Annotated in this window: 9 protein-coding genes and 2 tRNA genes; 2 read left to right on the top strand and 9 right to left on the bottom strand. The window is 65.1% G+C overall.

Annotated features, from left to right (window positions below; translation table 11 throughout):
* Positions 1–43: 43 nt before the first annotated feature.
* From AC56LN_RS11245 to bcaP, 3 genes are all read right to left on the bottom strand, one after another.
* The gene (locus AC56LN_RS11245; RefSeq protein WP_499571747.1) at positions 44–1,498 is read right to left on the bottom strand and encodes an iron-containing redox enzyme family protein; all 1,455 of its coding nucleotides are present in this window, start codon (positions 1,496–1,498) and stop codon (positions 44–46) included.
* A 132-nt stretch (positions 1,499–1,630) separates the two neighbouring features.
* Positions 1,631–2,245, bottom strand: coding sequence for an isochorismatase family protein (locus tag AC56LN_RS11240; RefSeq protein WP_499571745.1), 615 nt, complete (start codon positions 2,243–2,245; stop codon positions 1,631–1,633).
* 101 nt (positions 2,246–2,346) lie between these two features.
* Positions 2,347–3,747 (bottom strand): branched-chain amino acid transporter BcaP, encoded by a 1,401-nt coding sequence (gene bcaP / locus AC56LN_RS11235; protein WP_482898645.1) that lies wholly within the window; start codon positions 3,745–3,747, stop codon positions 2,347–2,349.
* A 379-nt stretch (positions 3,748–4,126) separates the two neighbouring features.
* Between bcaP and AC56LN_RS11230 the strand changes: the two genes are divergently transcribed.
* Positions 4,127–6,169: a GGDEF domain-containing protein gene (locus AC56LN_RS11230; RefSeq protein WP_499571743.1), complete on the top strand. Its 2,043-nt coding sequence runs from the start codon at positions 4,127–4,129 to the stop codon at positions 6,167–6,169.
* 3 nt (positions 6,170–6,172) lie between these two features.
* Here the strand turns inward: AC56LN_RS11230 and AC56LN_RS11225 are convergent, their stop codons facing one another.
* The 6 genes from AC56LN_RS11225 to AC56LN_RS11200 all read right to left on the bottom strand — a co-directional run bounded on the left by AC56LN_RS11225 (position 6,173) and on the right by AC56LN_RS11200 (position 10,828).
* On the bottom strand, positions 6,173–8,155 hold the full coding sequence (locus AC56LN_RS11225; RefSeq protein ID WP_499571741.1) for an MHYT domain-containing protein: 1,983 nt from the start codon (positions 8,153–8,155) through the stop codon (positions 6,173–6,175).
* Positions 8,156–8,433: 278 nt separating this feature from the next.
* A tRNA-Val gene (locus AC56LN_RS11220) sits at positions 8,434–8,508 on the bottom strand.
* 131 nt (positions 8,509–8,639) lie between these two features.
* Positions 8,640–8,714: transfer RNA gene (locus AC56LN_RS11215), tRNA-Val, on the bottom strand.
* 56 nt (positions 8,715–8,770) lie between these two features.
* Positions 8,771–9,472 carry a DNA polymerase III subunit epsilon gene (gene dnaQ / locus AC56LN_RS11210; protein WP_499571740.1) on the bottom strand — a complete coding sequence of 234 codons (702 nt, stop codon included), beginning with the start codon at positions 9,470–9,472 and terminating at the stop codon, positions 8,771–8,773.
* Between the two features lie 72 nt (positions 9,473–9,544).
* Positions 9,545–10,009, bottom strand: a complete 465-nt coding sequence (gene rnhA, locus AC56LN_RS11205) for a ribonuclease HI (protein WP_499571738.1) — start codon at positions 10,007–10,009, stop codon at positions 9,545–9,547.
* 30 nt (positions 10,010–10,039) lie between these two features.
* On the bottom strand, positions 10,040–10,828 hold the full coding sequence (locus tag AC56LN_RS11200) for a class I SAM-dependent methyltransferase (RefSeq protein WP_482898640.1): 789 nt from the start codon (positions 10,826–10,828) through the stop codon (positions 10,040–10,042).
* A 26-nt stretch (positions 10,829–10,854) separates the two neighbouring features.
* Here AC56LN_RS11200 and gloB point away from each other — a divergent pair, with 26 nt between their 5' ends.
* On the top strand, positions 10,855–11,655 hold the full coding sequence (gene gloB / locus AC56LN_RS11195) for a hydroxyacylglutathione hydrolase (RefSeq protein WP_499572478.1): 801 nt from the start codon (positions 10,855–10,857) through the stop codon (positions 11,653–11,655).
* Positions 11,656–11,660: the final 5 nt, after the last annotated feature.

Raw genomic sequence — 11,660 nt, 5'->3', positions numbered from 1 at the left:
GCTCTCCACGTGGTCCGGCCGCTTTGTGCACGATCCGTACGCCTCAGGCGTCGAACAGTTGCGTATACATCCGGGTGGCCATCAGGCCCACCGTGGTGTGGTGCACTTCGGGCGACAGCAGGCGCGCCAGCAGCGCCATGGCTTCCTGCTTGCCGCTGCTGGCCGCGACTTGCTGCTCCAGCACGCGCAGCTCATTGCCCGTGTCCTGCGCGTCGGCGCCCGTGTGGCGGCGAATCAGGCCGCGCACCGGGAACGCGGTGCCCCGCTCGGTGCCCAGGCCATGCTGGTCGAGCGTGCGCTGGCGTGCGCGCGCGGTCAGCACGCGTGGGCCGGCCGCCTGCCCGCCTTCGGGGTTACTGGTAATCCAGTCGCGCAGCACCTGCAATTCGTAGGCATTGAAGACGCCGAACATCTCGGCGCGCTCGCCTTCGACCAGGCGCCAGAAGCGGCTGTGCTCGACCTGCTCGCCGCGCTTGATCCAGCCAGCTTCTTCCAGTGCTGCAAGGAAGGCCGGGATCTGCGCCGGCTCGGTCAGCCAGTCGTTGACGGAGCGCCCCGCGACGCGGCAATAATCCGAGTGCATGTTCTTGCCGACGACGCTCTTGGCCGCCATGATGTCCACCAGCTCGTCCTGCAGATCGAACTCGCCGATTACCGACGTGGTGCTCGCACCCAGTTCATTGAGGCGATAGCCATTGACGACACGCTGCCAGAAGGCATCGCGGTCGCCCACCCGTGGCATCAGGTCATGGACCGACTGCACGGCCTTGCGGGCATGGCCGCTGGCAGCATTGTCAACCGTCACGTGCAGCGTGAAGTAGTACGGGTCGATGCCCAGCTCGTTGAGCTCGTACGACGTGATCAACAGGTGCAGGGGCAGTTGCTCGTAGCCGAGGTTGTAGCCGATGATCTCTGGCAGGTAATGCTCGGCATGGTGACCCAGCGCCAGTTGCAGCGCGCCTTGCAGGAAATGGTCATCGTCCAGGCCGTCCCAGCTGTCGCAGCCGTGCGTGGCCAGCAGCTTGCGGTACAGCGTCACGTGGTTCTTGTCCGGCAAACCGTCACCCAGCTCTTCGAGGTAGGTCTTGATCAGCGGATGGAAGGCGACGTCATCCCACTGGCGCACCAGGCCATACAGCCAGGCGCCATCGACCAGCTTGGTCGGGGCCACGCCCTTGATGAAGTACAGCGCATGGGCACGCGTGCCGAAGTAACGGCGCGGCGCGCCATTCTTGCGCGCCGCCAGGTAATCGCGGTATTCCTGCCCGACGATCTCGGTGCGTTCTTCGATCCACGCCTGCAGGTCGTTGATATTCGATGGCAGATCGACGGGCAGCTCGCGCGCGCGCGCAATCTGCTCGTCGATGAACGATGTGGCGACCTCAGGCTGCGCTGCCGGGTCGGCATACAGCGAGAAGTACAGATTCCTGGCGCCCTGCCCGGTCGGCAGGGGGGCATTCTGGACGCCTGGCGCGTCGGCTAACAGCATTGGGCTCATGTCTCGATTCTTGAAATGCGTTCTATGGACGGTGACGCATTATCCGTGCTGAACGGTTTCAGGAAAATCGGTAGGCGCGCTGTGAGCCTGTAAGATAGGGATTACAAAAATATTATCGATTGACACGTTCAATCATGCCGCCGCCCCCAGCGCCAGGTCCGCCACCAGGCCGGCGCCCGCCAGCTGTACCGGCATTGCCCCGCCATCGAGCATGCGCACCAGCGCGCGGTCGCCGTCGTCCGCGTTGACATTCACGGCGCGGATCGCTTCAGTGGCGAGCAACACCTCGAAGCCAGCCGCCAACCCATCGAGCACCGTATTGAGCACGCAGTAGTCAGTCGCCAGCCCGCACACGACCAGGCGCCGGATGCCACGCTCACGCAACGCGTCTGCCAGGCCAGTGCCATTGAAGGCCGAATACGCATCGACGTCCACCGTGGTGGCCTTGGAGACGACGATCGCGTCATCCAGCTGCAACGCTGGCGCAAACCGCGCGCCGTCGCTGCCCGCCACGCAGTGAACGGGCCACGGGCCGCCTTGGCCAGAGAACGAGCAATGCAGCGCAGGATGCCAGTCGCGCGACACGTACACCGGCAACCCATGGGTGCGGTACAGGTCGATCAGGCGATTGATCGCGGCCAGCACGGCGTCGCCTTGCGGGACGCCCAGGCTGCCGCCGGGAAGGAAGTCGACCTGCGGGTCGACGATCAGGAGGGCGTCGCCCCCGCCCAGCACGATGGCACTCATGGTTGGTTCCTTTGACTATTCGTTCACAAGACGCCATGACAGCGTCGCCAACGAGAGCCTACCATGAAGCCCCCGCGCCGGCGGGGGACCAGCAACGCAGCTTACTGCGGCGTATTGTTCAGCAGTGAATGTTTGCGCGCATAGCCGAAGTAGACGGCCGCGCCGATGGTCAGCCAGATCGCAAACGCGACCCAGGTATGCCAGCTCAGGAACGACATCAGCACCAGGCAGAAGATGATCGCCAGGATCGGGATCAGCGGCACGGCCGGGCAGCGGAATGCGCGTGGCAGGTCAGGACGCTTCTTGCGCAGCACGATGACGGCGATCGAGACCAGCGTGAAGGCAGCCAGCGTACCGATATTGACCAGTTCGGCCAGCACCGTCAGCGGCACGACAGCAGCGATCAGGCCGAAGATGATGCCCACCAGCCAGGTCGCGAAGAATGGCGTGCCGTATTTCGGGTGCACCTTCGACAGGCGCGCCGGCATCAGGCCGTCACGCGACATCGCGAACAGGATGCGGGTCTGGCCATACGCCATCACCAGCATCACGGTGCTCATGCCTAGGATCGCGGCCAGGTCGACAAAGCCGGCGACCCAGTCTTCACCGGCCACCTGCAGCGCCAGCGATACCGGGTGATCGACACCCTTGAAGTCCATGTGCGGCACGATGCCGGTCATGATCGCGGCGACCACGACGTACAGGATCGTGCAGATGATCAGCGAACCGATGATGCCGATCGGCAGGTCGCGCGCCGGATTCTTGACTTCCTCGGCAGCGGACGTGACGGCATCGAAGCCGATGAAGGCAAAGAACACCAGTGCGGCGGCGCTCATCACGCCCGTCATGCCGTACGGCATGTACGGCTGCCAGTTCTCCGGCTTGACGTGGCCCACGCCGACGGCGATGAACAGCAGCACGACGCTGATCTTGATGATCACCATCACGTTGTTCAAACGGGCCGATTCACGCATGCCCAGCGACAGCAGGAACGTGATGGCCATCATGATCAGGAAGGCCGGCAGGTTGAACAGGGTCTCGACGCCAGGGCGCGCGCCGGGAGCGGCGGTCAGCGCGTCCGGCAGCACGACGCCAAAGCCCGACAGCAGCGACTGGAAATAGCCCGACCAGCCCACGGCAACGGTCGACGTTGCCAGGCCGTATTCGAGCAACAAGTCCCAGCCGATCATCCAGGCGACGAATTCACCGAGCGTGGCGTAGCTGTAGGTATAGATGGAACCAGCGACCGGGACGGTCGAGGCGAATTCGGCGTAGCACAGCGCGGCGAAGCAGCATGCCATCGCCGCGATGACGAACGACAGCGACAGGCCAGGGCCGGCCGTGACGGCGCCGGTGCCGGTCAGCACGAAAATACCGGTGCCGACGATGGCGCCGATGCCGAGCAGGATCAGATCGGTCGGGCCGAGCACTTTCTTGAGGCCGCCCGGCTTGGCGCTTGCGGCGATCATCGCGTCCAGATTCTTGGTTCTAAAAATACTCACTACGTGTTCTCCAATCAAATAATGGTGTGGTCCCGCGTCTTGTCATTACTGCGCCTGCCTGATGGGCTGGCGCACTCCCGGGATCCTGCCTGGTGGGCCGGCTTGCCTGACCTGGAAACCGCCGCTGCTTGTACCTGCCGTCGTCCAGCTTTTTTACAGGTGTGCCAATATAACCAGAATGTTGTCTCGAATCAAAGCAATCTAGCGAAACTGCTGCAATTTACGTGCCCACTGGCAAATCTGGCAAGCGTTGCGTAAACAGCGCGCCCGGTCCGACCTTTCTTGATTTCCCAAATACAACATTCGATAATGGATGGCAGATTCCATCCCATCTCGCATGGGCCGCCTCCCGCCGTTCGCACACCGTTGTTCCCCCGCCATGACTGTCACCGCAGGACTCCCGATCCCCGCGCTTGCCGCGCCCGCTTCCCGCAACGACGGATTGCGGCGCGCAGCGATGGCCAGTGCACTGGGGCTGGCGCTCGTGCTGGGCAACGCCGGCGCCGCGCCGCATCCGCTGGCGCGCCTCGATGAGATCGCTGCGATTGCCGAACAGGATCATGCGCTGGGGCGCACCACGCTGGTGCGGGAAGGCCCGACGCTGATCGCCGGCGCGCCCTATGCGGTGCGGATCCGCTATCTGTTCCTGCTGCGCCGGGTGCACGTTGATGGCGGCAATTTCCGCGCCGCCTATGAGACCAACGAACAGATCATCCAGCTGGCCACGGCCGCGCACGACCCGCGCAATCTGGCAGTGGCCAGCCTGGGCCGCGTGTATCGCCTGATCGAAAACAACGATCCCGCTGGCGCGCTTGGCTTGCTGGAAACGCTCGGCGCCCGCTACCACGATCTCGACAATCTGGAATTCAAGGGCGGCTTCGATGCGCTCCAGGGCGCCGCCTTCAGCGCCGTGGGCCAGTATGACCGCGCCCTCCACGCCTTCCTGCGCGCGCTCGAACTGGTCCAGAACCATCCCGACCTGTGGAGTCCGCGCAAGGCCGACATCCAGCTGGCCATGGCGCGCATGTACGTCAATGCGCGCGACCCCGTGCGTGCGCTCGAAACACTGCGCGACGTGCGGGCCGGCACCAGACGCCTGCCGCCGCGGCTGGATGCGGCGGCGTCATTCTTCGAAGGCCGCGCCCTCGTCGCGCAGGATCAGCCGGAGGCGGCCCTGGAGGCGTTCGAGCGGGCGCTGGCGCTGGCGCAAACCCACCAGTTGCTGTCGGTCCAGGCCAATGCGCTAGGCAATATCGCCAACGCCTATCTCAAACTGGACCGGTACGCCGACGCAGAAACGGCCGCGCGCGCCGCCCTGATACCCGCGCAAAGCAGTGAGGACAAAATCAGCCTGCACATGGCCACGGCGAACCTGGGCTTTGCGCTGTTCGGCCAGGGCCTCCATCAGGAAGGCATGCGCCTGGTTGACGAGGTTTGCGCGGCCATGCGCCGCGCCGGCGCGCTGTCCACGCTCGGACGCATCCTGGCCGAGAAAAGCCATGCACTGGAGCGCGCCGGACGGTTCAGGGAAGCGCTCGCCACGATGCGGGAACGCGACACCGTGATCCAGCAACTGTCGCTGGATGACCGCAACAAGGCGATCTCGGCGCTGCAAGAACAGTTCAAGGCGCGCGAGCGCGCCGCCCAGATCGACAGCCTGCGCCTGGAAAATGCCGCCAAGGATGCCGAACTGCGACACCGCACGCTGATCCAGACCGCGGCCTCGCTGGGCGCAGCATTGGCGCTGCTGCTGTGCTCGGGTGTGCTCTGGCTGTACCGCAAGTCGGAGCGCACGGGCCAGCGCCTGTCGGAACTGAACGCGGAACTGGCGCACCACTCGGCGCACGACCCGCTCACCGGGCTGCACAACCGGCGCTCGTTCCAGGACCGCATGCGCAGCCGCACCGGCGAAGCCGCGCCGCAGCCGGACGCTGCGGACTGCTTCACGCTCCTCGACATCGACCACTTCAAGCGCATCAACGACGACTACGGCCACGCCGCCGGCGACGCCGTGCTGGTCGAGGTGGGCAAGCGCCTGCGCGCGACGCTGCGCGAGTCGGACATGGTGCTGCGCTGGGGTGGCGAAGAATTCCTCGTGTATTCGCAGGGCGTCACGCCCGTGCAGCGACCACTGCTGGTACGGCGCATCCTCGATGCGCTGGCCAGTGCGCCGGTCGTGCTGGCCGACGGCACCCGACTGGCGATCAGCGCGACGGCCGGCGCCGTTGCGCTGCCGTTCGCAACGGCCGAGGACGAGCCGCCCGCGCCGGCGATGGACTGGCAGCAAGCCATCGCCCTGGCCGATCGCGCCATGTACAAGGGCAAGGAAGCGGGGCGCAACCGCGCGTATATCGTGGCCGGCCTGCGGCGGCCGGAAGGCGCGCTGCAACTTGACCTGGTGCTGCCGGGCGTAGCGGCCTGAGCGTCAGGCGGCCGGCACTGGCGTGCGGCGTGCATTGACGGCCGCCACGGTCTGCAGCAGCGCGGCCGGCACCAGCGGCTTGGCCAGAAATTCATCGAACCCCGCTGCCAGCACCTTCTGTTCGTCTTCCCGGCGCGAAAACGCCGTCAGCGCGATCACCGGCACGCTGGCGATCAGGCGGTCGGGCAAGGCGCGGACCTTGCGGATGAACTCGAAGCCATCGATGATTGGCATGCCGATGTCGCTGATGATCAGGTCGGGCCGGTGCAGCCCGATCAGGTGCAGCGCTTCCTGGGCGCCGGTGGCGGTCAGGATCGTGGCCTGGCTGGGCGCAAGCACTGCCTGCACCAGCTCGAGCGAATCGAGCGCGTCGTCGATCACCAGCACCGTCAGGCCCTGCAGGGCAAGTGCTGTCAGCGGCAATCCCTGGGCGGGTGCCGTCACGGCCGGCAGCGCGGCGGACGCTGCAGCGCTGCTGCCCGCCAACGGCATGCGCAGCGTGAACGCTGCGCCCTTCCCTTCGCCTTCGCTGGCCACGCTGAGCGTGCCGCCCTGCAATCCGACCAGCTGGCGCGCGATGGCCAGCCCCAGGCCCAGCCCCCCATGGCGCCGCGTCGACGACCCGTCGGCCTGGCGGAAGCGGTCGAACACGAACGGCAGGAACGCGGCCGGGATGCCAGCACCGGTGTCCTGCACGGTGATTTCACTGGCGCCCGACACCGCGCGCAGCGTCACCGTCACGACGCCGCCCGGCTCGCTGAACTTGATGGCATTGGACAGCAGGTTGACCAGCACCTGCTGCATGCGGCCGCTGTCGCCGAGGATGTTCCCGGCCGCCGGATCGAGTTGGCTGACCAGTGTCACCTGGCGTGCCAGGGCGGCCGGCCGCGTCGTGTCCAGCGCCGCGTCGATGAATTCCCGGGGCTGCAGCGGCGCGCTGTCGATCCGCACCTTGCCGGCCAACAAGCGGCTCATGTCGAGCATGTCTTCGATGAGTTCGGACTGCGCGCGCGCGTTGCGCTCGATCGTGCACAGGCCGCGCCTGAGCGCGGCTTCGTCACGCCCGCCCTGCAGCAGCAACTGCGACCAGCCGAGCATGGCGTTGAGCGGCGTGCGCAGCTCGTGCGACAGCGTGGCCAGGAAATCATCCTTCATCTGGCTGACGTTTTCGGCGTCGAGCCGCGCCTGCTGCTCGATCAGGAACAGCTTCTGGCGCTCGGCCGCAGCCACCAGCGAGGCAGCAATGGTTTCGTTGCGCGCCGCGAGCCGCGCATCGAAAATGGTGGCCAGCAAGGTGATGCCCAGCAGCGAGACCGTGGCGAGCGTGACGAGCGCCGCCAGGTAATCCTGGTCGACACCCACCAGCGCGGCGCGGCAGACGCTGCCCGGCGCGAAGTGCGCGGCGGCCATGCCGGTGTAATGCATGCCGGCGATGGCGCTGCCCATGACCACGCTGGCCGCCAGTTGCAGGCCCGGGCGGGCGCGCCCCTCGTCGTGCATCCGCATGCCGATCTGCAGCGCCAGCGCCGACACCCCGATCGCAATGGCGACCGATAGCGCAAACAGCCAGGGAACATACGTGATCGCAGGAAACATCTGCATGCTGGCCATGCCGGTGTAGTGCATGGCGTTGATGGCAAGCCCCATCAGCAGCGCGCTGGCGGCCAAATGCCGCGGCTTGACCGTGCGGTGACGTAGTTGCCATAGCGCGAGACCGGACGACACGACGGGTAATAGCCACGAGACAAAGGTCGTCATGGTGTCGTAGCCAACCGGCAGCGGCAGGCGGAACGCCTGCATGCCGATGAAGTGCATCGCCCAGATGCCGCTGCCCATGGCCAGGGCGCCACCGGCAACCCAGGCATACCGCGCGCGACCGCGCGTCTGCTTGACGCGCGCGACCAGGCTCAGCGCGGTATAGGACGCCAGCATGCCGACCAGGATCGAGACGATGACCAGCAAAGGATGGTAATGGCCATTTACCATGAAAAGTTCGGTAGTTGTGTGGATCAAATGCCGGCAGGCACCCTGTGCGAACGCCCGCGCCGGTGTGGATAGCTACCAAGTGTACAGGGCCTGGTGTGCGGCGCGGTTGAAATCCGGGCGCGTGGCGCCCGGTCAGACATTGTTTTCTTAGACAATCGATCATGCCAGATGGTCTGGCGCGGCAACGACTGTGTGGGCCCCTGCCGCCTGATCACGCCCAGAATGCAAAAAAGGCCTGCACGGTGACGTGCAGGCCTTGTCCGGTGAAGCAAATTCGTTGGTGGGAAGTGCAAGTTTCGAACTTGCGACCCCTGCAGTGTGAATGCAGTGCTCTACCCCTGAGCTAACCTCCCAGCGAGGCCGTATTATGCCACAGCCGATAAATTATGCCAAATGGCAATCGACTGCGTGCATCCGGACGGCGCACCGTACAACCTGGACAGAAACGAACAAGGCCAGCATGTCTGCTGGCCTTGAAAATTCTTGGTGGGAAGTGCAAGTTTCGAACTTGCGACCCCTGCAGTGTGAATGCAGTGCTCTACCCCTGAGCTAACCTCCCGAAGCGAGGCATATTATGGCACAGAATTACCTCAGCGTCACCCCTCAGCCGCAGAATTACGGCGCGTAATTCCGCCAGACGCAGTTGCCCTTCACACTTTTATCCAGGCCAGCCAGCACCGCATCGTGCTCGGCCAGTTCGTCGCTGGCGGCTGCCACAACGATGATGTCGCCCAGCGGCACGATCTCGAGCGCTTCGCCGTCGTTGCTCGTTGTTTCTTCCACGTCCATGGTCAGCGAATTCTGGCCGCGCGTCATCGCCAGATACACATCGGCCAGCAACTCCGAGTCGAGCAGCGCGCCGTGCAGCTTGCGGTGCGCGTTCGAGATGTCGTAGCGGTCGCAGAGCGCGTCGAGCGAGTTGCGCTTGCCGGGGTGCAGTTCCTTCGCCTGTACCAGCGTGTCGATGACGCCGTCGCAATACTGGACGAATGGCGGCAGGCCCATCCGCGTAAATTCAGCGTTCAGAAAACCCAGGTCGAACGGCGCGTTGTGAATGATCACCTGGGCGCCCTGGATGAAGTCGCGCAATTCGTGCGCGATCTCGTGGAACTTTGGTTTGTCGCTGAGGAACTCGGTGGTCAGGCCGTGCACAGCCAGTGCGCCCTCGTCCGACTCGCGTTCGGGATTGATGTAGCAGTGGTAGTTATTGCCGGTCAGCTTGCGATTGAAGATTTCAACGCAGCCGACCTCGATGACGCGGTCGCCGGTGCGGGGGTTCAGGCCTGTGGTTTCGGTATCGAGAACGATCTGACGCATGGTGCAATTCTTCAAAGTGGGTGCGGGCGCAGTATAACAACTGCGGTGGCGCGGTGTGCAGCGGGGGACGGATCAGCGCCGTACCGAGGCGGCGCCCTTGTTGGCCAGCACGTCGGCCCGCTCATTGCCGGGGTGCCCGTTATGGCCACGCACCCAGCGCCATTCGACGGCGTGCTGCTGCTGGGCCAGGTCGAGCGCCTTCCACAGGTCTTCGTTTTTCACGGGTTCTTTTGCCGCTGTCTTCCAGCCGCGCGCCTTCCAGCCATGGATCCATTCGGAGATCCCTTTCTGGACGTACTGGCTGTCGGTGTGCAGCACGACTTCGCATGGCCGGTTCAGCACGCCCAGCGCCTCGATCACGGCGCGCAATTCCATGCGGTTATTGGTGGTGTTCGGCTCGCCGCCGAAGATTTCCTTCTCGTGCCCGTTCGACACCAGCAGCGCGCCCCAGCCGCCCGTGCCCGGATTGCCCTTGCAGGCGCCGTCGCTGAAGATCTCGACCCGGGTCGGGCTGGTGTCGCTCTTTACTTCACTCATTGCTGTACTCGTTAAGTCGCTCATGCCCTGCTAATCACTTTCTGTTCGTTCAATGCGGTTTGCCGCCGGCACTGCTGCCGGCCGCTTGCTCGTTTTCTTGTTCCATGCGGGGCCGATCAGGTGCATGCCCTTGACGCGCTTGATCGCATGCACCACGTAGACCGCACCGAGGTAGGGCCACCAGCGCCCGCCGGCCGATTCCATCATCGCAAAGCGGCTGAGCCAATGGGCGGTGCGGCACGGTGGCGCGTAACAGCCGAAGTGGCTGCGCGTCGCGCTCAGATTGAGCAATTTTAGCCAGTCTTTCAGGCGCGGCATAGAAATGAATTCGCCGGTATCCGGCAGGTAGCCATTGCGCGTGACCCGCCCGATCCCCTGGCGCATGCCCCACAGGCTGGCCGGGTTGAAGCCGCAGATGATCACCTGCCCTTCCGGAATCAGGATGCGCTCGACTTCGCGCAGGACCTGGTGCGGTTCTGCCGTGAACTCGAGCACGTGCGGCAGCACCACGAGGTCGACGCTGCTCGATGCAAACGGCAGCTCGGTGAAATCGGCTGCCGCCGCGATCTGCCGACCGTTTGAGGCAAACGCGAGTTCGTCGGCGTTCGACGTGCGCGTGGCAACCTGCCACCGGTTGGGCATGCGGCTGGCGGCCAGCGCATCGAGCTGCGGCACGCCGATCTGCAGCGCGTTGTAGCCGAAAATATCGGCCGTCAGTTCTTCCAGGCAGGCTTGCTCGAACGCGCGCACGTAGGCGCCCGCTGGCGATTGGAGCCAGTTGTCGAGCGCTATAATGGATTTCTCGGCAGCGCTATCCATGCCACCTCTTGACCATACACATGACCATGACACCTCCACGGCAGCCGGCCCTGTCGGTACTGACAGTGCCGGCCTTCAAAGACAATTACCTCTGGCTGGTTCACGACGGCACGCATGCAGCCGTCGTCGATCCGGGCGACGCAGCACCGGTGCGCGCGGCGCTGGCCGCGCACGACCTGCGCCTGACTGCCATTCTACTCACCCATCATCATGCTGACCATATCGGTGGCGTGCCCGCCCTGCTCACCGAGTGGGATGTGCCGGTGTTCGGCCCGAAGAACGACGGCATCGACCTCGTCACCGACCCGTTGGTGCAGGGCGACCGCATCACCGTGCCGGGCATCGATCTGACGCTCGATGTACTGGACGTGCCGGGCCATACGCTGGGGCATATTGCCTACGTGCGGCGCGACGATGGAGCGCACTGGCTGTTCTGCGGCGACACGCTGTTCGGCGCCGGCTGCGGTCGCCTGTTCGAAGGGACGCCAGCGCAGATGGCCGCGTCGCTGGCGCAACTGGCTGCGCTGCCTGACGAGACGCTGGTGTACTGCGCGCACGAATACACGCTGTCGAACCTGGCGTTCGCGCAGGCCGTCGACGGGGGCAATGCAGCACTGGCCGCGCGCGTGGAGGCCGACGAGGCCAGCCGCGCCGCCGGTCAGTCGACGATTCCATCGACGATCGCGCTGGAAAAAGCCACCAACCCGTTCCTGCGCACGACGACAGCACCGATCGTGCTCAGCCTGGTCGCTGCCGGGCGCGTGGCGGAAGGCGCAGCGCCGCTCGAGGTATTCACGGCGCTGCGGGCGTGGAAGAATACGTTCTGACGGGG

This window comes from Telluria sp. ZT3P26 (assembly GCF_059686035.1).
The sequence above is the reverse complement of the archived record's forward strand: the minus strand, read 5'-3'. Positions and strand labels throughout refer to the sequence as shown.